At 33.6% G+C, this 21,226-nt stretch carries 24 protein-coding genes and 1 pseudogene; 17 read left to right on the forward strand and 8 right to left on the reverse strand.

The annotated features are described in order from the left end of the window. The first annotated feature begins 5 nt into the window (after positions 1-5). From EG242_RS03965 to EG242_RS03995, 7 genes are all read left to right on the forward strand, one after another. Positions 6-437: a hypothetical protein gene (locus EG242_RS03965; protein ID WP_124898612.1), complete on the forward strand. Its 432-nt coding sequence runs from the start codon at positions 6-8 to the stop codon at positions 435-437. 15 nt (positions 438-452) lie between these two features. Continuing rightward, positions 453-1,442: a hypothetical protein gene (locus EG242_RS03970; protein WP_124898613.1), complete on the forward strand. Its 990-nt coding sequence runs from the start codon at positions 453-455 to the stop codon at positions 1,440-1,442. Further along, positions 1,405-3,741, forward strand: a complete 2,337-nt coding sequence (locus EG242_RS03975; RefSeq protein ID WP_124898614.1) for a hypothetical protein — start codon at positions 1,405-1,407, stop codon at positions 3,739-3,741. The genes EG242_RS03970 and EG242_RS03975 overlap by 38 nt, the downstream gene beginning before the upstream one ends. 194 nt (positions 3,742-3,935) lie before the next feature. Further along, positions 3,936-5,051 (forward strand): ATP-binding protein, encoded by a 1,116-nt coding sequence (locus tag EG242_RS03980; protein ID WP_124898615.1) that lies wholly within the window; start codon positions 3,936-3,938, stop codon positions 5,049-5,051. Between the two features lie 123 nt (positions 5,052-5,174). Continuing rightward, positions 5,175-5,639 (forward strand): hypothetical protein, encoded by a 465-nt coding sequence (locus EG242_RS03985; RefSeq protein WP_124898616.1) that lies wholly within the window; start codon positions 5,175-5,177, stop codon positions 5,637-5,639. A gap of 21 nt (positions 5,640-5,660) precedes the next feature. Next, entirely contained in the window at positions 5,661-6,179 is a 519-nt protein-coding gene (locus EG242_RS03990; protein ID WP_124898617.1) for a hypothetical protein, read from the forward strand. A 119-nt stretch (positions 6,180-6,298) separates the two neighbouring features. Next, a complete protein-coding gene (locus EG242_RS03995) occupies positions 6,299-7,654 on the forward strand; it encodes a UDP-N-acetylmuramate--L-alanine ligase (protein WP_124898670.1) in 1,356 nt (451 codons plus the stop codon). Between the two features lie 195 nt (positions 7,655-7,849). Here the strand turns inward: EG242_RS03995 and EG242_RS04000 are convergent, their stop codons facing one another. Further along, the gene (locus tag EG242_RS04000; protein ID WP_124898618.1) at positions 7,850-8,230 is read right to left on the reverse strand and encodes a hypothetical protein; all 381 of its coding nucleotides are present in this window, start codon (positions 8,228-8,230) and stop codon (positions 7,850-7,852) included. 108 nt (positions 8,231-8,338) lie between these two features. Here EG242_RS04000 and EG242_RS04005 point away from each other — a divergent pair, with 108 nt between their 5' ends. Beyond that, complete coding sequence (locus tag EG242_RS04005) at positions 8,339-8,917, forward strand: hypothetical protein (RefSeq protein WP_124898619.1); 579 nt, start codon at positions 8,339-8,341, stop codon at positions 8,915-8,917. Between the two features lie 3 nt (positions 8,918-8,920). On the opposite strand, the gene EG242_RS04010 is transcribed toward EG242_RS04005, so the two are convergent. Further along, a complete protein-coding gene (locus tag EG242_RS04010; RefSeq protein WP_124898620.1) occupies positions 8,921-9,577 on the reverse strand; it encodes a DUF1287 domain-containing protein in 657 nt (218 codons plus the stop codon). A gap of 26 nt (positions 9,578-9,603) precedes the next feature. Here EG242_RS04010 and radC point away from each other — a divergent pair, with 26 nt between their 5' ends. The 7 genes from radC to EG242_RS04045 all read left to right on the forward strand — a co-directional run bounded on the left by radC (position 9,604) and on the right by EG242_RS04045 (position 14,294). Then, entirely contained in the window at positions 9,604-10,302 is a 699-nt protein-coding gene (radC, locus tag EG242_RS04015; RefSeq protein WP_124898621.1) for a RadC family protein, read from the forward strand. 87 nt (positions 10,303-10,389) lie between these two features. Further along, a complete protein-coding gene (locus tag EG242_RS04020; protein WP_124898622.1) occupies positions 10,390-11,019 on the forward strand; it encodes an ABC transporter ATP-binding protein in 630 nt (209 codons plus the stop codon). Continuing rightward, positions 11,016-12,242: an ABC transporter permease gene (locus EG242_RS04025; RefSeq protein ID WP_124898623.1), complete on the forward strand. Its 1,227-nt coding sequence runs from the start codon at positions 11,016-11,018 to the stop codon at positions 12,240-12,242. Before EG242_RS04020 ends, EG242_RS04025 begins: the two co-directional genes overlap by 4 nt. Next, entirely contained in the window at positions 12,235-12,699 is a 465-nt protein-coding gene (locus EG242_RS04030) for a hypothetical protein (protein WP_124898624.1), read from the forward strand. Before EG242_RS04025 ends, EG242_RS04030 begins: the two co-directional genes overlap by 8 nt. Positions 12,700-12,704: 5 nt before the next feature. Continuing rightward, positions 12,705-13,187 carry a hypothetical protein gene (locus EG242_RS04035; RefSeq protein ID WP_124898625.1) on the forward strand — a complete coding sequence of 161 codons (483 nt, stop codon included), beginning with the start codon at positions 12,705-12,707 and terminating at the stop codon, positions 13,185-13,187. Then, positions 13,187-13,876, forward strand: coding sequence for a YjjG family noncanonical pyrimidine nucleotidase (locus EG242_RS04040; RefSeq protein WP_124898626.1), 690 nt, complete (start codon positions 13,187-13,189; stop codon positions 13,874-13,876). The genes EG242_RS04035 and EG242_RS04040 overlap by 1 nt, the downstream gene beginning before the upstream one ends. 1 nt (position 13,877) lies before the next feature. Next, positions 13,878-14,294, forward strand: a complete 417-nt coding sequence (locus EG242_RS04045) for a hypothetical protein (RefSeq protein WP_124898627.1) — start codon at positions 13,878-13,880, stop codon at positions 14,292-14,294. Positions 14,295-14,537: 243 nt separating this feature from the next. Here EG242_RS04045 and EG242_RS04050 read toward each other — a convergent pair whose 3' ends face one another. Then, positions 14,538-15,815: a replication-associated recombination protein A gene (locus EG242_RS04050; protein ID WP_124898628.1), complete on the reverse strand. Its 1,278-nt coding sequence runs from the start codon at positions 15,813-15,815 to the stop codon at positions 14,538-14,540. Between the two features lie 65 nt (positions 15,816-15,880). Next, positions 15,881-16,280: pseudogene (locus EG242_RS04055) on the reverse strand (transposase); the annotation flags it as partial. An 83-nt stretch (positions 16,281-16,363) separates the two neighbouring features. Between EG242_RS04055 and lysM the strand changes: the two are divergent. After that, positions 16,364-16,822 (forward strand): peptidoglycan-binding protein LysM, encoded by a 459-nt coding sequence (gene lysM / locus EG242_RS04060; protein WP_124898629.1) that lies wholly within the window; start codon positions 16,364-16,366, stop codon positions 16,820-16,822. Between the two features lie 69 nt (positions 16,823-16,891). Here lysM and obgE read toward each other — a convergent pair whose 3' ends face one another. The 4 genes from obgE to EG242_RS15015 all read right to left on the reverse strand — a co-directional run bounded on the left by obgE (position 16,892) and on the right by EG242_RS15015 (position 20,547). After that, a complete protein-coding gene (gene obgE / locus EG242_RS04065; protein ID WP_124898630.1) occupies positions 16,892-17,890 on the reverse strand; it encodes a GTPase ObgE in 999 nt (332 codons plus the stop codon). A 182-nt stretch (positions 17,891-18,072) separates the two neighbouring features. After that, complete coding sequence (locus EG242_RS04070) at positions 18,073-19,347, reverse strand: hemolysin family protein (RefSeq protein WP_124898631.1); 1,275 nt, start codon at positions 19,345-19,347, stop codon at positions 18,073-18,075. Positions 19,348-19,434: 87 nt separating this feature from the next. Beyond that, positions 19,435-20,007, reverse strand: a complete 573-nt coding sequence (locus EG242_RS15010; protein ID WP_235831862.1) for an adenylate kinase — start codon at positions 20,005-20,007, stop codon at positions 19,435-19,437. Positions 20,008-20,016: 9 nt separating this feature from the next. After that, on the reverse strand, positions 20,017-20,547 hold the full coding sequence (locus EG242_RS15015; RefSeq protein WP_235831863.1) for a phosphoribosyltransferase: 531 nt from the start codon (positions 20,545-20,547) through the stop codon (positions 20,017-20,019). Between the two features lie 112 nt (positions 20,548-20,659). On the opposite strand from EG242_RS15015, the gene EG242_RS04080 reads away from it, so the two are divergent. Next, the gene (locus EG242_RS04080; RefSeq protein WP_124898632.1) at positions 20,660-21,205 is read left to right on the forward strand and encodes a hypothetical protein; all 546 of its coding nucleotides are present in this window, start codon (positions 20,660-20,662) and stop codon (positions 21,203-21,205) included. The last annotated feature ends 21 nt before the right edge of the window (positions 21,206-21,226 follow it).

The raw sequence follows: 21,226 nt of genomic DNA on the forward strand, positions 1-21,226 counted from the left end.
CAGTTATGAAAAAGATCCTATTTAAAAAAGTAATACTACTTCTTTTAATTGTTGTTAGTCAGAATGTTTTGGCTCAAAACAAAAAAGTAAAATCAGTTTCACACGATGCTTTAACAAAAGCGGGTACTTATACCGAGTATGTTTCAAAAGGCGGTGCAACAGTTAAAGTAGGTGACAGTCTGCAGATTAACAACCCAAGTAATTTTGAACGTTACATGTATATCACACAAAACGATGCCTACCTGCGTGCCGACAATATGAACAAAAAGTTAAAACTGAAAGCGATTAATGTATCGGGTGACGATAAAAAAGGCTACACCGTATTTTTTACCTGTAAAGGTTTGGGTGCAACACCAGTTTTTGTTCGATACGAAGAAGCTGTACAAACAAACGAAATTAAATTGTTAGATCAAGATAACACAAATTTGCAGGAATAGTTTTTTCTTTGCATTATGAAAAAGATTTGGTTGTTAATGCTGCTGGTTACCTTGTTGGCAGCTTGTTCCACAAAAACAGAAAAAATAAACACAGCATTTTACTTTTGGCGCACAACATTTAGTTTAACCGAAACAGAACAGCAGTATTTAAAAAATCTGGAAGTAAAAAAACTATATATTCGTTATTTTGATGTTGGGTTACAAAATAATGAAGCTATTCCCGTAGCTCCGATCGTTTTTAATGTGAAACCATTAGGCTACAGCGTTGTTCCGGTGGTGTATATCAAAAACGAAGTTTTCTTGCAAAATGAAGCTGCCGATAGTTTGGCGGTAAAGGTATACAGCTACATCCAACAAATCAATAAATCAGTAAATGTATCGGTAAACGAAATTCAGTTTGATTGCGATTGGAGTCTAAAATCGAAACAAAACTACTTTCAATTTTTAGAAGAATTTAAAAAGTTACATCCCAATTTATCGGCGACGATCCGTTTGCATCAAATCAAATATCCCGATAAAACAGGTATTCCTGATGTTGATAAAGGCGTGTTAATGTATTACAACATGGGCGTTATCAATGCTGGCGAAGACAATTCCATCTACAGTCAAAAAATAGCAAGAAACTATATAAATTCGTTAAAAAATTATAACCTGCCTTTAAATATTGCATTGCCCGTTTTTAGTTGGGGCGTGCATATACGCAACAATCAGGTTACTAATTTAATAGGTGGTTTGCGAGTGAACGATTTAACGGAAGGTCAATTTGAAAAGATTACAGAAAATAGATTTAAGGTTGTAAAAGATGTTGTTTTTAAAGGCAGATATCTGGCAAAAGACGATGAAATTAAAATTGAAGCTGTAAGTGCTGAGCAATTGAAAGAAATGATGCACGATATTAAAAAGAACAGCAAACACAAACCCAACGAAATTATATTTTACGATTTAAATGAAAATAATTTAAAAGCTTATGAAAAAGAAGATTTTAAAACTGTTAGCCGCTGGTAGTTTAACTGCTATATTAGGTTACGGAACGTACGCTTATGGTTGTGCCGACGGTTGGTGGGGAGCGGGATATAATTCGGTTTTTTCACCAGAAATCACCGTAAACAATAAAGAATACGAACCTTTTTTTTACGACGATTATACCATTTTTTACAACGGATACACCGTGCAGTCGCCTGGAGATTTGTTTAAAGACGCAAACGTTGCAGACTGGACAAGTTATTTAAAAAAATACACGCCTGAAACGGTTGAATATTATTTGTACAACAAAGATTTAGACACGTCTTTAAGAACTATAAGCACGGCTAAAAATCCGGCAGCGGAGTTTAAAAAGCAAAATTTTAAATATACGTTAGATTTAAGTGATGAAAAATCGCAAAAGTTTGTGCTGTTTATAATGTTAGCGCGTGGAATTGAAATCTATTCCAACCAAACCTACAACTATTGGGATTACAAAAACCATACACAGGAAAATGCCGATACTGAGTTTACAAATAAGGTAGAAAATCTGTACAAAAAACAGACTTCAAATAAAGACGATTTCTTTAAAAATCGTATGTGGTTTCAGGTGGTTCGTTCTAAATTTTATTCATCAGATCGTGGTTCGGTGATTCCCTTTTTTAACGATACCCAGAAAGATCAGCCTAAAAACAATTTGTATTATCAGGCATTAAGTTATGTTGGTGGTGCTTATAAAAACCTGAAAAATTACGAAAAGGCAAATGCTACTTTTGCACAAGTTTTTAATCAGTGTAAACCCATGATGGCATCGGCACTTTTTGACTATAAACCGTTAGAGGCTGCTGCTTTTAAAGCATCTTTAAGTCAGGCGCCAAATCAGTCTGCCAAAGAAACAATGTATGCCTTACAAGGATATTATACCAATGAATTTACTGCTTTGCAAGACTTGTATAAGCTCAATCCAAACTCACCTCACATCGATTTTCTGTTATCGCGTTGGGTCAATATCAACGAGCAAAGTATCAATATTTATAATGAATACGAAAAGTTGGATATCGATGCTAAAAAGGTAAAGAAAGAACTGAAAGATAAGGTAAATACAGCCGAATTAAAATGGATTAACGAAGTAGCAAACGATTCTAAAGTGCATAATCTGTATATTTGGAAAGCAACTGCAGCGTATTTTAATTCGTTGGTTGGCGATTATTCTAAAGCCGATAATTTATTGAAAAGTGCGCATAGTTTAGCAGAAAATTCCAATCAAAAAGGTCAGGTTCGAAGTTTGCGTTTGTTGAATAATCTTTTAAGTGTTGATCAGATCGATTTAAAAGTAGAAGGAAAACTGATTGAAGATGTGAATTGGTTGTTTTACGAAGAAACATTTCCGGTAAAAGATTACGTTAGTGAAGGCAGAACCGGTTATTTGCAATCGTTTGCAAAAAAATATATCAGTTCGCTTTACAAAAAACAAGGTGATGGATTAATGTCTGAATTAACCTATCCTATCAAAGGATTTTATAAAGATCAAAAGCAGGGCACCGCAATGGAAAAACTGTTGTTAAGCAGTCAGCGTTCGGCGTGGCAGGATATTTTTGTAGGAATTTATCCTTACAAATTGGCAGATATTTACGAAAGTCGTGGAATTTATCTGTTCTATCAAGATAAGATTGATGAAGCTATTGTTGAATTTGAAAAAATCACTCCATTTGAAAGCCAGCAGTACAATTGGCAAAAAAGCGAATATGAAACCATAATAATTGATTATAAGACTCAAGAATTATTAGGAAATCCGTTCAACGGAAAAATTAAAGACTGCAACGATTGCGATCATTCCGCAAAACAATCGGTAAAATATTCGCAGTTGAATTTCCTTCAAAAAATAAAAGAAATGAAAGCAAAAATTGCAGCAGGTGAAGATGTTTATAACAATGCTCTTTTGGTTGGAAATGCCTTTTACAACGCCTCGTATTTTGGCAATGCACGTCCTTTTTATAACAACAGTATTATTAACGAATACGGAAACAGCATTTCAAAAGAACACGAAAAAATGTTGTACGGTATGGATAATGTGCAGAAATATTACAACATGGCTAAAAAAGCGGCTGCAGATAACGAGCAAAAAGCAAAAATGGCGTATATGTTAGCTAAAGTAGAACGCAACAATTTTTACAGCAGTACGTATTTTATGCCTAATGAATATTATTATGGTTATGGAAACAATGTGATGGTTCGTAAATGGGGTGGTTTTGAAGATCTCAAAAATACCTATAGCGATACAAAATACTATCAAGACGTAATTGCAGAATGTGGCTATTTCCGTAAATATCTAGGTTTGCAATAGTTTCTCTAGATAAAAGAAGATAGAGAAAAGAGTAAAGACGCAATGTTTTTACTCTTTTTTATTTTATATGATACAATATGTTTTCAGTGAATATATTCACCAAAAAAGGTGTATTTTGGTGAATATAATCACCAAAAAAGGCTTAATTTGGTGAATAGAACTTTAATTTGTATCTTTGTATAAACTGTAAAGATATGATACCAAGAGGGTTTATTGATGTTTTACAAACAAAACTTCACAAAGGAAAAGCGATTGTTCTAATTGGACCTCGACAAGTAGGGAAAACCACGCTTATCCGTACTTTGTTAAAAGATAAAAAGTTTCTGTTTTTAGATGGAGATGATGCTACTGTGGTTGAAATTTTATCAAACGCAAATACAGAAACATTAAGAAGTATTATTAGCGACTACAAATATGTTTTTATTGATGAAGCGCAACGTATTCCTCATATTGGATTGAAACTTAAAATCATCGTTGATCAAATCAAAGAAGTGCAGGTCATCATTAGTGGTTCGTCTGCATTTGATATCAGTAATGAAATTCAAGAACCGCTCACAGGGCGCAAATTTGAATACCATTTATTTCCTATTTCTTGGAACGAATTTGAAAATCATACAGGATATATTAAAGCTCAACAACAATTAGAATTGCGATTACTTTATGGAATGTACCCCGATGTAATTAACAATTTTGGTAACGAGTACGAAATTTTAAAGAATTTAACTTCAAGTTATCTTTATAAAGATATTTTGTCGCTGTCGAATATTAGAAAACCCGATGTTTTAGAAAAAATAGTTCAGGCATTAGCGTTTCAAGTAGGAAGCGAGGTTAGTTACAACGAAATCGCTCAATTAGTAGGTGTCGACAAAAATACCGTAAGTGATTATATCGATTTGTTAGAAAAAGCATTTGTTGTTTTCAGACTTAACAGTTTCAGTAAAAATTTACGAAATGAAATAAAAACCAATCGAAAAATTTATTTTTACGATAATGGCATCCGCAATATGGTAATAGGTAATTTCAGTCCGTTTGAAATAAGACAAGACAAAGGTGCTTTGTGGGAGAATTTTATGATTTCCGAGCGACAAAAAGTGTTGAATTTAAAACTCAGTTCTGCCAAATCGTATTTTTGGCGTACAACTTCCCAACAAGAAATTGATTATGTTGAGGTAGAAAACAACCAGCTAAAAGCAGTTGAGTTTAAATGGTCGAATCAAAAGAAAGCAACGCTTCCCAAGACATTTGCAGAAGCATATCAACCAGTTTTTTTAGTTGTTACCAAAAGTAACTTCCGTGAGTTTTTAAAATAAATTTTCATAAACAAACAAATGACACATCGCATTTACATACAACCATTGTTGTCCCATAAACAATAGTTTATAATCTGACTTCACATTGATATTTACACCGGAAAAGAATACAGAGATTAATAAATGAAAACACATTTTAATATTGAAACTGCATTAGACCTTGCTAGAAAGCAGGTTGAAAAACATTATGAAGATAAGTATGTGTATGCTTTGCCTGCTTGGGCTATGTTAAGTGCGCAGCCTACATGTATTGCGGTAGTTACCGTTTATGGAACCGAAGGCATAGCAATAGCCAAACAGCGGGTAGATTTTAGAGTTGATTTTAAAGATCCTGCATCAGTTAGCCAGTATGCTGATTTTTTAAATGAACAAATGAACACCGCACATGATATGATGGGATATGTCGTTTTTTTTGATAAAAAGGTTTATTTAAAAAAAGATCCTAATTATATAGAGGAACTGACAGAAAGCCAACAATTAGAACTCGATAAACAGAATCAACTAAAAAAAGATGTGGAAATCTCGATCATCCTACTTAATAAAAATCACCAACCTGTTGCAAATTTAGATGAACTCGCATCGAATTAATTGCAAAAAAAATAATAAACTATGAAATTATTGTGCCTCCTTATGTGTATCCCTTTTTTAAATTGTTCTGCACAGCGAAAATTAAATATAGAAACCATACTTGCTGAACCTTCTCGCATTACACAAGAAGATCCCGAAACCGGAAAAACCATTCAGCGTACTACCTTAAGCGTTGTAACAAATGTTTTAGAGCCCATTATAAAACTACAAAGTAAAGCAAACGATAAGATAACTTTTTTACTTCAAGGAAATGTCTCTTCGAGTGGGCATTCAATTAATAAAGTAAGAAGAATCCGTCTCGAAAAAGCGCAACAAGAAGGTAATAGTGTAAGATTGAAATATTATGTAGAAATTAAATATATTCCGGGAAAAGAAGGTGCTAATGTGCGTGGGTATAACTATTCACAACAAGAAACTTACCACATTCCTGAAGGGGTACAATCGGTTTATGTTGAAATGTACGAAGATCGTATCAACAAAAAAGCAGATTCAAAACAACCATACCTTAAATTGGTTGCAGAACAAGTAGTTGAATTATAATCGAAAAGGTTATTTGTAACGAAATGATTTATTTCTTTTTCATCGAATTTCATTCCAAGTGATAATTTTTTTAATTCCCTTAAAAATATTGTAGTTTTGAAATGACAAAATATAAAACAATGCGCGTACATTTTATAGCAATCGGCGGCAGCGCCATGCACAATTTAGCTTTAGCTTTACACGATAAGGGCGAACATATAACAGGAAGTGATGATGCTATTTTTGAACCATCTAAATCACGTTTACAGGCGAAAGGTTTGTTACCAGAACAGCAAGGTTGGTTTCCCGAAAAAATTACGATCGATTTAGATGCCGTTATTTTAGGTATGCACGCCAAAAGCGATAACCCAGAATTGCTAAAAGCGCAAGAATTAGGATTGAAAATTTATTCGTATCCCGAATTTATTTATGAACATTCAAAAGATAAAACCCGAGTAGTTATTGGTGGCTCGCACGGAAAAACCACTATTACATCTATGATTCTGCACGTAATGAATTATCATAATGTAGCTGTTGATTTCTTGGTGGGAGCTCAGTTAGAAGGTTTCACTAATATGGTGCATCTAACCAAAGAAAATGATTTTATAGTTATTGAAGGCGATGAGTATTTATCTTCACCAACCGATTTACGTCCGAAATTTCATTTGTATCAGCCAAATATCGCCTTAATTAGCGGAATTGCTTGGGATCATATCAATGTGTTTCCAACGTTTGAAAACTATGTCGATCAATTCAAAATTTTTATCGATAAAATAACCAACGGTGGTATTTTAATTTATAACGAAGACGATGAAACCGTAAAGCAGATCGTTGAAGAAGCTGAAAAACCCATCCGAAAATTACCGTATTCGTTACCCGAATATACTATTGATAACGGCGTAACCTATTTAGAAACGTTGGATGGATCAATGCCAATTGAAGTTTTTGGAGCGCATAATTTAAGCAATTTAGCAGGAGCCAAGTGGATTTGTCAGAATATGGGAGTTGATGAAGCCGAGTTTTACGAAGCTATTGCCTCGTTCAAAGGAGCATCAAAGCGATTAGAAAAAATTGCCCAAACACCAACGGCAGTTGCCTATAAAGATTTTGCGCATTCGCCAAGCAAAGTGAAAGCAACTACACAAGCGGTAAAAAAGCAATATCCAAATAAAAAATTAGTAGCTTGTTTAGAATTACATACTTATTCGAGTTTAAATACCGAGTTTTTAACCGAATATCAAGGAGCTTTAGATGCTGCCGATACAGCCGTAGTGTTTTATTCGCCCGATGCAGTTGCTATTAAAAAGTTAGAAGAAATAAGCAAAGAGCAAATCGAAAAAGCCTTTAACAGAGAAGATTTAATTGTGTACACCAATCCTGATGAATTTAAGTCGTTTTTATTGGTACAAGAATTTACCGATTCGGTTTTATTGCTGATGAGTTCAGGCAATTACGGCGGACTGAATTTTGATGAGGTTCAAAGTATTATAAAATAATTTAAAGCCGATTGATGCATCAATCGGCTTTAATATTTAAAATATACGGTAACCAAATTTTAAGCGCAAGATAGGTGATATACTACCTGCGGTATTTTCAAAGTCATGCATATAACCTAAGCCAATGTTGGTATTTATTGTAAATTTAGAACCTAGGTTTCTTTGTAATCCCCAATGAATATCTGTTAATAAAGCTTAGTTTTGAAAGTTTATAGATCCATCATTTCCAAAACTAAATTTAGTTTGTAAGCCTAAGTAATTAGCAGCATTGTTTTTAGTGTCTTTTTCTTTAGCAACTCTTTTGTCAAAATTATACATCCAATTAGCTCCGGTTGTAATGAAGGGAGCAACGTTTGGAATATTAAAATTGTATTCAACACCGTTTTTAGTTGCATTCATTCCTACACCCGCGCCTAAAGAACTCTCCCAAATAAATGTTTTAGCAAACGGATGTTCGTAGCTTAATTCAAATCCTTGTAATCCTAAAGAAACTTTTCCTGTTTGTTCAAGTTTTTCTTGTGAGAATATTGTCGAGTTCGTTAAAAATAGTGTGGCTAAAGCAAATGTTTTTTTCATATTTTGATTTTCTACAAATATATAAATTCTTGCATACTGTTTTAATTATAGTTAAATTTTAATATTTTATTTACAACTGATAATTAGTATATTCGTTAAAACATTTGTATGAGAGCGTATTCCGAAGAAGGTTTAAGTATTGTTGAGGTTCTACCTAAACCAAGAAATAAATTCTATGCTTTTATGGAATGGAAATATCTTTTAATAATTTTTTTGATTTCTTCACTTTTTTACTTTTTTGAAAAATATATCCCTAATGAGGATAATTTTTACTCAGGAATTTTTGTTGGTTTTCCTTTACTTTTTTATCTTACTTATGTTTCATTAGGGAATACTTTTAGAAAGGAAAATATTAGGTATAAAATTATAGGAAAAATATTTTTTAAAAATGATTTTATAGAAATTAATAACTTAAAAAATAGCTTAAGCGAAATTGATCAAATTAAGATTGATAATTATGATTTTAAGGGAAGTTTGATAACAAGTATAGGAGGGGCAAATCCTTCAAGATCTTTAGGAATTTCAAATTTTCTTACCATTTGTTTTAAAGACGGAAGAATAGAAAAAATTCAATTCCTGCAAGAAAATCAGTATCATTTAACCTTTTTTCATCAAGAATTAATGCACAATCATCATCGTAATTTAATTGATAGCACCACAATTAAACGCATATTAAATTCTTCATAACATTTACCCCTCATAAACAAAATGCCCAGTAATACGATACTTAAACAAACAATCTTCTAAAACCTGTCCGCCGCCAACATTATGAACGATTAATTTACGTTTAATATCTTTTGTTAATCGGTTGGTAACAATGCCAATATGTGGCATTTTATCATTAATCATCCAAGTAACTATAGCTCCGGTTTTATAATCATCTGCGTTTTGAGTTATTGGCAATTCCTTTCCTTTTCTGCGGAAAAAAGTTTCTAAATTCGGAACACGTCGGTGGTCTATGTTTGTATCTGGGCGATTCAATCCCCATGTTTTTGGATAGTTTTCAAAAGAATTCTTCATATCCTCATGAACTTCTTTTTGAAAATCGATACCCAATTTACGATAAGCTCTGATAATAACATCGGTACAAACACCCGTTTTTGCAGGAACATCACCATTAGGGTACGCAATAGAAACATAATCGGGCGTATATTTAATCGTAGGATCAATGATCTCTAAAGCCACTGCAGAAAGTTGTTTTCTAAATGCAGATACCTCGTCATTTATGGTGTCCTTTTGATTATTTATAGAATTTTCTGTTACTTCAGTATGATGAAATGTGTGAAGTGAAGTGTCTTTGCATGACAATACAATAAACAATCCTATAAAAATTAAAAAACCTTTCATATATTTAACAGACTAAATTGTTAGGTATGAGTAACGAAGATACGTATTTTTCAATAAAACATTGGTCGGAAGACGATCAACCACGCGAAAAATTATTGTACAAAGGCAAAGCCGCTTTAAGCGATGCTGAATTAGTAGCTATTTTAATAGGATCAGGCAGTAGAAACGAAAGTGCCGTTGATCTGTGTAAACGCATCTTACAGCAAAACAACAACCAATTGCATCAATTACAAAAGCAAAGCATTCAGCAACTCATGCAATTTAAAGGTATTGGCGAAGCAAAAGCCATTACCATTGTTGCTGCTTTAGAACTGGCTAAACGCTTGCAGTTGTCAGAAACTAAAGAACTCACAAAAATTGGTTCCTCTGCCGATGTTTGTAAATTAATGCAGCCATTAATTGGCGATCTGCCTCACGAAGAATTTTGGTGTTTGTTATTAAACAACAGTAATAAAGTTATTTATAAATTTCAGCTAAGCAAAGGCGGATTAACTCAAACTGTAGTTGATATTCGTATGCTGTTTAAAACCGTTTTAGAACATTTGGCAACCGCAATAATTTTGGTGCACAACCATCCGTCGGGACAATTACTTGCTAGTGGTGCCGATAAAGATATTACTCAAAAAATTAAACAAGCAGGAACCACTTTAGACATCAAATTATTGGATCATCTAATCATAACTGCAACCGATTATTTAAGCTTTGCCGATGAAGGGATTTTGTAAGAAGAACTTTAAACTTTAAACAAACTTAAACCGTTATTAAATCCGTAGAATATTCACTATCTTGCATACCGTTTAAGAATTTACAAAATGATTAAAACGCAAAACGTTACTTTTTCCTATTCGGCGCAACAAAATTTCCATTTCCCTGATATCGATTGTCCCAACGGACAAACTTTGCTGATTACAGGAAATTCAGGAACAGGTAAAACCACTTTATTGCATTTGCTAGGTGGCTTGTTGCAGCCAAACGCAGGAAACATTACTATAAATAATCAGGATATTTTACAGTTAAACGCAGCTAAATTGGATGCTTTTCGCGGACAATCGATCGGAATGATTTTACAGAAATCGTTTTTTATCGAAGCACTTACGGTTTTAGATAATGTTGTTTTGGCTTCTTGGATCGCTAAAAAAGCAAAAGCCAAAGAAAAAGCCTTAAATATTTTAGATAATTTAGGATTGAAAGATCATGTGCACAAATTGCCAAGTCAGTTAAGTATTGGTCAGCAACAGCGTGTAAATATTGCGAGAGCTTTAATAAACAATCCGTCGGTAATTTTGGCAGATGAACCTACATCAAGTTTAGATGATGAAAACGCCTTAATTGTAGCTCGATTGTTGAGCGATTTAGCAAAAGAATATCAATCTTCATTGATTATTGTAACACACGATCAACGCTTAAAATCATTGTTTAACCACCAAATTACCTTGTCATGATTAGTAAAATAGCTTGGAAAAACACGTGGTTTAAACCGTTGAATACTTTTTTAAGTATTGTACTTTTAACCGCATCGGTTTCTATTATATCGATATTGATTCTGCTTCAAAAACAGTTCGAAGAAAAGTTTTCATCATCAATGGATAATATCGATTTAGTTTTAGGAGCAAAAGGAAGTCCGTTGCAGTTGATTCTTTCTTCGGTTTATCAGATCGATGCACCTCCGGGAAATATTTCGTACACCGAAGCCGAAGCTTGGATGAACAAACCAATGGTAGAAAGTGCTGTTCCGTTGGCTTATGGCGATAATTATTTAGGCTATAAAATTGTAGGAACTACCGAAAACTACACCAAACATTTTGGATTGAAAATTCAACAGGGAACTTTATTTGCTAAAGATTTTGAGGTGATTGTAGGATCTAACATTGCAGCGAATATTGGTTTAAAAATTGGCGATACTTTTTTTGGAACACATGGCGATGTAGAAGAAGGTGAAGTGCACGACCATCATGCTTATAAAGTAGTAGGTATTTTAGCACCATCGGGTAAGGTGGCTGACCAATTAATTTTATCGAATATTTCATCGGTTTGGCACATGCACGATCATGAGCACGAAGATCATACCGAAGAAGCGCACGTACATGCCGAAGGCGAAATCCATCATCCGCACGAAGGAAAAGAAATTACCGCAGTTCTTTTAAAATTGCGTAACAACATGGCTAAAATGACCTGGCCAAGAATCATTCCTCAAAATACCGAAATGCAAGCCGCGTCGCCAGCTTTAGAAGTGAATCGTTTGTTTGCTTTGTTCGGTGTAGGAATTTCGGCATTAACCTATTTGGCTTATGGAATTATGTTTATTTCGGGTATCAGTATTTTTGTGGCGTTATACAATACGTTGAAAGAACGTCGATACGAATTTGCGTTGCTACGAATTACCGGAGCTACTAAATTTCAGTTATTGTGGTTGGTTCTGCTAGAAAGTATCTTTTTATGTACCATAGGTTTTATTCTTGGTATTGTTTTTGGTAGAATTGGCTTGTACTTCTTATCCGTATCTTCGCAAGAAGAATTTAAAATGGCATTTGATCCGTTTGAATTTTTATGGAAAGAAGAGGGAATGCTGTTTTTAGCCACATTATCTGTAGGAATCCTTGCAGCAATTATTCCGGCAATTAAAGCGTATTCATTAAACATATCAAAAACATTGGCAAATGCTTAATAAGATAATCATTACAGTTTATTGCGGATTAGCCTTTTTTTTAATGAGTTTTTCAGCAGATAAAACAAAAAATTTTAATGAAACCACTGTTCAGGATCAACCAACCGAAGTTACTTGGCAAATGTTGGGTAGAATGGGCGGAAGTTTAAAGGTGATGGCAAATTATGGCGATGCTATAAAAGAATCATTACAGGGCAAAAAAATAAGAATAAGCGGTTTTGTAATCCCTACCGATAATAAATCGTACGTTTTAAGTAAAAATGTATATTCGCACTGTTTTTTTTGCAGTATAAGTGCAGGCATAGAAACCATAATGGGTATACAGTTTAAAAACAAACAACCACGATTGAAAACCGACGATTACATTACGCTAGAAGGTATTTTTTATTTTAACGATAAAAACAAAGACGATTGGACTTTTAGTATACAAAACGCAGTAATTACAAATAAAAAATAAATCACATGTTAAAAAAAATATTTGTTGCAGCCTATTGTGGATTAGCTGTTTTTTTAATGAGCTTTTCTACAAATAACACAACAGAAAAACCATCGGAATTTTACTATCAGAAACCAACCGAAGTTACTTGGAAATTATTAGGACAAATTGATTTCGTTAAGAAGAAAAACCCTCATTACGGCGAAGTAATGTATCCAATGATTAACGGAACATTAAAGGCTTTGCAAGGTAAAAAAATTAAAGCTTCGGGTTTTATTGTGCCTATCGACAGTAAATCGTACGCCTTAAGTAAAAATGTTTTTGCACAATGTTTTTTCTGTGGAAATGCAGGTCCCGAAACCATTATGGGAATTAAGTTTAAAGGCAATACACCACGTTTAAAAACCGACACTTATGTAACTATTGAAGGAACTTTTAGATACAATGCAGACGATATCGACGATTGGATTTATCACATTGAAAACGCTGTAATTACACACCAAAAATAATGATTGTTAAAGAACATATTACCGATTTGTTTTTTGATCTGGATCATACCATTTATGATTTCGATAAAAATTCGGCATTAACTTTTAATGCTGTATTTGCCGAAATGCAATTAAGTGGTGTAGACAATTTTATGACGCATTTTAAAACCATAAACAATGCGTATTGGGAACGCTTTGCCAATGAAGAAATATCTAGAGATTTTTTACGTTATGGCAGATTAAAAGATACTTTTTCTGCAATCAATTTAAAGGTCTCAGATGACAATATTCATCACATAGCCAATTATTTTATTGATAATCTTACCAATTACAATCATGTTTTTACAGGAGCACATGAAACGCTAACGCATTTAAAAAGTAAATATACTTTACATATTATCACTAATGGTCCGGAGGGTGTTCAACATAAAAAACTAAAAAATGCACAATTAGATCATTACTTTAAAACAATAACAAATTCTGAAAAAGCGGGAGTGAAAAAACCCCATCCGGGCATATTTAATTACGCATTAAAATTAGCAAACGTAAAGCCGCAAAATAGCTTAATGATTGGCGATAACATAAATGCCGATGTTCATGGCGCTTTAAACGTGGGTATGCAGGCGGTTTGGTTTAACGAATTTAAGTTAGAAAACACAACTGGTGTTGCAGAAGTACAACAATTAAAACAACTTTTAGATATTTTATAAAATGAAGAAATTTTTATTATTAATGCTTTTTGTCTGCTTAGGAATAGGGACAAATGCACAAGGTTTAAGCACAAAATACATTCAAATTAAAGAAGTATACGATTTTCAGGATAAATTCAACGAATACCGTGTAAATTCTTATTTAAAACACCAGTTAGAAGAAGCAGGTTATTCCGTTTTTTATGAAAATCAAGAATTACCCCAAGAAGTAAAAGCCGATCCTTGCAAAATGCTTAAATGCAACGTAGTGCGTGATAAGTCTATGTTGGCTACAAAATTACAAATTACGTTGGTTAACTGTAAAAACGAAACTGTATTTACTGCCAACGGAGAAAGTAGAGAAAAAAAACGTAGTAAATCACACGTTGATGCTATTAAAAAGGCTTTAAAATTTTCGGTGCTAAATAAAGATAAATAGTAATAAAAAAATCTCGTCATTAATTTTTGGCGAGATTTTTTTTTGGGCGTTCCCCTTACATTTGGTTTTAAAAATAAGCTATAAGTTTGTAGCACATTCTCTGTAAATCAGAAAATAAGTGTCAGTAGTCGGGTCGGGTTTTTTGCTCCAAGTCCTCGGTGCACTTCGCTATCGCTTCGGCACCTGCGGGCTATCCGCTACAATACCTAACGCAAACATCCAGCATCCAACAGCCATCACCCATCAATACCCATACTTTCCTTGCCAACGTTGGTGTAAAGAATCTTTGGTCTGCTTCTCTCGCGCATTCTCACCAGGTTCATAAAACGGAGTATTAATTAAATCGTCTGGTAAATATTCCTGATACGTAAAATTCCCCGGATAATCGTGACTATATTTGTAATCTTCGCCATAGCCCAGCTCTTTCATTAATTTAGTTGGCGCATTACGTAAATGAATAGGAATAGATAAATCTCCCGTTTGTTTCACCGCTGCTTGTGCTTTGCCAATTGCCATATAACTTGCGTTACTTTTTGGTGAAGTAGCTAAGTAAATAGCACACTGGCTTAGTAATATTCTACTTTCGGGATAACCGATAACCGATACCGCCTGAAAAATATTGTTTGCCATAATAATTGCTGTGGGGTTTGCCAAACCAATATCTTCAGAAGCCGAAATAACCAATCTGCGTGCAATAAATTTTAAATCTTCGCCGCCTTCAATCATTCTCGCTAGCCAATAAACAGCACCGTTTGGATCACTTCCACGAATCGATTTTATAAAAGCCGATATGATATCATAATGCTGTTCGCCCGTTTTATCATACAAAACCGTGTTTTTTTGTACAATTTGCATTACTTTTTCATTGGTAATTTCAATAGTATCCTCACCAATAGAATTTACAATCAACTCAAAAGTATTCAGCAGTTTTCTGCCATCGCCTCCCGAAACCCTAAACAAAGCTTCGTTTTCTTTAATAGTTATACTTTTATCTTTTAGTTCTTCATCAACAATCAATGCACGTTTCAGTAACTCCTCTAAATCTGCTTTTGTAAAGGCATTTAATGTGTATACTTGGCAACGCGATAACAATGCAGGAATAACCTCAAAACTCGGGTTTTCGGTTGTTGCGCCAATTAGTGTAATCCATCCTTTTTCCACCGCACCTAATAAAGAATCTTGTTGCGATTTGCTAAAACGGTGAATTTCATCAATAAATAAAATAGGATTTTTTGGCGTAAATAAGCCATTGTGTCCTTTAGCTTTCTCAATAACTTCCCGCACATCTTTTACACCTGCATTTATCGCACTTAACGCATAAAAAGGTCGCTTACTTTCTTGTGCAATAATTTCTGCTAAAGTTGTTTTTCCAGTTCCTGGCGGTCCCCAAAAAATCATCGACGGGATAATACCGCGTTTAATGCTTTGTGTTAAAATGCCTGTTTCACCTACCAAATGTGTTTGACTGATGTAATCTTCTAATTGCTTAGGACGGATGCGTTCTGCTAAAGGAGTTATCATAATGTAAAATTAGGGAATTGATTTGGCGTTACAAAAAAATATGTATTTTAACCCGTTGGGTGTAATTAAATTGTTTGATTTTTAATATTATTAATTGGTCTATCAAATATGAATTTATTGATATATTGAACCAATGTTAATTCCAATTTAATATTGACGGTTTGAAAATAAATCTAGTTCAATACTATAAGACAAACAACCACCTGTTTTCAATAAGCAAACAATCGAACATTTGTGGTTTTATATTTTTTAAAAAATGAACATCATGCACTTCTGCTTTTGTAATATCCAAAGAATGAAAAATTTCATTTATAGAACAAACTCCATGTAATTTATATTCGTAAAACCAATTATTTTGAGAAGCACAAAACCCTTTTGAAGGAGCAGTTTTAAACTCATTTTACAGATTTTAATTTTCCTGTGACGTGCAAATTTACAAATCTCCAACGGCATACTAATCAATATTTTTTCTAAAAATAATGACAACCAACAGGTTATGTATAATTATTTTTTTTATATTTATTAAAATTTAAAAATTAATTTAGAGTATGGGATTATTTTCATTTATTAAAGAAAAGGGGGCTAAAATTTTTGGCAAAAAAGAACAAGAAGCTCCTGTTGAAGAGAAAAAATCATTGCAGGCACAAGCTTTGCTTGATTATGTTAAGCAATTAGGCTTACCGTATAACAAAATAAAATTATCGGTTACAGATGATGATGTTAAGGTTGAAGGTGAAGTTGCTGCACAAGCAGATGCCGAAAAAATTGTTTTAGCTATTGGTAATGTTGAAGGCGTAGATCAGGTTGATAATTTAATGACTGTTGCTACACCTGCACCGCAAGCGCAATTTTACACGGTTGTTAGCGGTGATACTTTATCAAAAATTTCAAAAACTTTTTATGGTGATGCCAACAAATACAACACAATTTTCGAAGCAAATAAACCCATGTTAAGCCACCCAGATAAAATTTACCCGGGTCAGGTTTTAAGAATACCTAATTTATAAACTACAAAATCCTCTTTAAAACTTAAAGAGGATTTTTTTATTCTTAAAAATAATACACTACTAAAAAGTTTAATTCAGCATCTGCCACAATTTATCTTTTAATTCCGTAAGTCCTTGTTGTGCAACGGATGATATAAAGATATACGGCAATCCGTCAAATTCTTTATCAAGCTGTTCTTTTAATTCTGCTTTTAGTTCATCGTCTAACATATCGCATTTAGAAATGGCTATTAAACGATCTTTATCTAACATTTCCGGATTGTATCTTCTTAATTCATCCAACAAAATATCGTATTCTTTTTTAATATCGTCTGCATCGGCAGGAATTAAAAATAACAACGTTGAATTTCGCTCAATATGGCGTAAAAAGTAATGACCTAATCCTTTTCCTTCGGCAGCACCTTCGATAATTCCAGGGATATCTGCAATTACAAACGATTTAAAATCGCGGTATTCTACAATACCCAAGTTTGGCTTTAAGGTTGTAAACGGATAATCGCCAATTTTTGGTTTTGCCGATGTTAATACAGACAGTAAAGTAGATTTTCCTGCATTTGGAAATCCAACCAAACCAACATCTGCCAAAACCTTTAATTCTAAAATAATATCAACCTCTTGCGGTGGCATACCAGGCTGCGCATAACGCGGCGTTTGATTGGTTGACGAGCGAAAATGCCAGTTACCCAAACCACCTTTACCACCTTTTGCTAAGATTTTTTCTTCGCCATTTTCGGTAATTTCAAAAAGTAATTCGCCTGTTTCTTTATCTTTTACAACGGTTCCAAGCGGTACATCGATAAAACGATCTTCTCCATCGCTACCCGTACTGCGTGAACTACCACCGTCACCACCGTGACCTGCTTTTATGTGGCGTTGAAAACGTAAATGATGCAGTGTCCATAAACTTTCGTTGCCACGAATAATTACGTGACCGCCACGACCACCATCACCACCATCGGGACCGCCTTTTTCTATAAATTTTTCACGGTGTAAATGCGATGATCCTTTACCACCTTTACCAGATGCTACATATATTTTTACGTAATCTACAAAATTTCCTTCTGTCATTGTTTTAATCTTTTAATGATTATACCACTCTATTACCTTATTTAATATCACAACTCCGTCAGTTCGAGCTTGTCGAGAACTCATAAAAAGCTTCTCGATACACTTCACTACGTTTTGTTACTCGAAGTGACGAATTCTATATAAAATTGCTGTTTGGCAAAGAATTCCAGCTAATCAATATGTTAATCTTTTAACAGGCTAATGCCTATTTTATCAATTTTTACTCCGTTTGAAGCCAATACTTCAAACTCCATTTTATTCCAAATTAATTTTTCGCCTGTTTTTGGTATGTACGATAATTCTTTCATAACCAAACCGCTTATGGTTGTTACATCGTATTCGGGCATTAATTCATCTAACTCAAAATACGAAAGCAGATCATGCAGGGGATAAAATCCATCTACAATCCACTTGCCATCGGCTACTTCTTCTAACTTAAATTCTTCTTCGTAAAATTCAGACGCATCGCCAACCAACGATTCTAAAATATCGTTTAAGGTAATTACTCCTTGAATGACACCGTATTCATCAGACACCAAAGCATAATGATTTTTCGATGATTTAAACAATTCTAGGGCTTTATATGCTGATGTATGTTCAATAAAAAACGTAGGTTCTTTTATGATTGATTTTAAATCGGTATTGCCTTTTTCAAACAAAATAAACAAATCTTTTAAAGAAACCACTCCGATAACCTCATCTAATCCGCCTTCGCAAACAGGATAAAACGAATGTAAATCTTCTATTACTTTTGCTTTTAATTCCTGTAAATTGTCTTCGCAATCTAAATACATCACCGATTTTCGATGCGTCATTAAGGCATTAACTTTTAAATCACCAATGTTAAAAACACGTTCTACGATGTCTTGTTCAATTTCTTGCACCTCGCCTACTTCGGTACTTTCTTTAATGATCGATCTAATTTCTTCTTCGGTCACTTTTCCGTCGGCTGTGGGTTTGATGTTTAAAATATTCAACAACAAATCAGACGATTTTGTAAGTAACCATACGAAAGGAGCAGCTAATTTTGAAACGAAGGTCATGGGTATCGCTACCATTTTTGAAATGGTTTCAGGATAGTTTAGTCCTAAACGTTTTGGAACCAATTCACCTAAAATCAATGTAAAAAAAGTAAGTAAAACCAATACCACGCCAACGCTTAACGACGATGCATAAGGTTGTAACGATGGTATTTGAGAAATAAACGCTTTTAAATCGGTAGTGATTTTATCGCCCGAATATATACCTGTTAAAATACCGATTAAGGTAATTCCGATTTGAACTGTCGAAAGAAAGTTATTAGGCTCTTCAACCAATTTTAATGCTGCTTTAGCACTACCACTTCCTTTTTTTGCTGCCATTTCTAAACGGTTTTTCCTGGAAGAAACCAACGCCATCTCTGACATAGAGAAAATACCGTTTAAGATGATCAAAATAAAAATAATTAAAATTTCCAATGTGCTTTGTTTGATTTGTTAAATGCAAAAATCTTACCCTAAATTACAAAAAAGAGTAAGATTATTGATAATTATTTTTCTTTGACATTAAAAACGACTGATCACCTCGCTTAAACGTTCGGTAATTTCTGCAATGGAACCGATGCCGTTTACTGCGTAATATTTGTCTTGATTTTTATAATATTCAATCAAAGGAGCTGTTTTCTCATTGTATTCTTCGTAACGCGTACGAATTTTTGTTTCGTCTTGATCGTCTGCTCTACCCGATGTTTTTCCACGTTCTAAAATACGTTGCACCAACACTTCATCGTCTGCTTCTAAAGCAACCGTAGCGGTAACTTTTAGATTAATAGATTGTAAAAAAGTATCTAAGGCTTCGGCTTGAGCTATGGTTCTTGGAAATCCGTCAAACAAAAAGCCTGCTTTATCCATATTTTTTTCAACCTCATTTTTAAGCATATCAATCGTAATTGAATCGGGAACCAATTCTCCTTTATTGATAAATTCTTGTGCTTTTTTACCTAATTCGGTTTCGTTTTTAATATTAAAACGAAAAACATCGCCTGTAGAGATGTGCGTTAAATTGTATTTTTCTTTTAAAAACTCTGCCTGTGTACCTTTACCTGCACCCGGCTTTCCGAATAAAACTATTGCAATCATTTTTGTATGTTATTTTATTTGATAAACTTCGCCTAAATTTCTACCTTGTTTGTTGTAATCCAATCCATAACCTACAATAAACTTGTTTTCGATACTAAAACCGGTGTGTTTAATATCAATAGTTTGTTTGTAAGCTTCGGGTTTAAAAAACAAAGTGGCCGTATTTATGCTCTTTATCTTGAATCTGTTTACTAAATTGTACAGTGCCGCAATGGTGTTGCCGGTATCAACGATATCTTCTACAATAACAACGTGTTTATTGGTAAGATCAATATCCAAACCTAAAAGTTCGGTTACATTCCCTGTAGTTTCTGTACCGTTGTACGATGCCATTTTTATAAATGAAATTTCGGCAGCACTGGTGTAATATTTCATTAAATCGGCAGCAAAAATAAACGCACCGTTTAAAACCACTAAAAAAACAGGAACTTCGTTTTTATAATCATTCAATAAATCTTTTGCCATACGCTGTACTTCCACATCAATTTCTAATGCCGAAAGGTAGGGTACAAAGGTTTTATCTAAGATTTGAATTTCCATATTATTTTTAACCGTGCAAATATACGAATACCCCTACTTTAAATAAAGTTTATTCGCAGTTTTACAAAATAAATTTTACTTTTAGCTTAAATTTTCTCTTTAATAATTTTTCATGGATCTAATTGATTATTTCTCAACACATAATTACAACTTAAGCACACCAAGTCGAACGCTTGCTATGAATCATATTTTAGAGCAAAAAATTTTAGCCGACGCTTTTATTGAAGTGATTTATTTTGTTGATGAAAAACAGAAAATTGTGCTGTATCATACATTGGATATGTTAGTTGAACGCCATATTGATTATTTGAACGATTATTTGGATCTGTATCTGGAAAAAGCGTTGAATGAAACCCACGAATCTACCAAACGCTGTGTATCACGTACCATTTTCCATCAGTTAAAAAACAATAAAAACCTTTACAGCAAAGAACAAAAACAACAGATTGTTCACACCATGTTCGATTGGATTATTCTACCATCGGCAGTGGCTACTCGGGTAAATGCTATTCATGTTTTGTATTTTTTGGTCGATCAAGAAGATTGGATAAAAGAACAATTAATTGCACTTATTGAACAAAATTTGCTATTACAAGAGCCATCTTTTTTAAGTCGAGGAAGAAAAATATTGAAACTTTTACATAAGCAAAAATCGTAAACCCATTATTACCGTAGTTAG

The sequence above is a fragment of the Paenimyroides viscosum genome (assembly GCF_003858535.1).
In the GTDB taxonomy this organism is placed as follows: domain Bacteria; phylum Bacteroidota; class Bacteroidia; order Flavobacteriales; family Flavobacteriaceae; genus Flavobacterium; species Flavobacterium viscosum.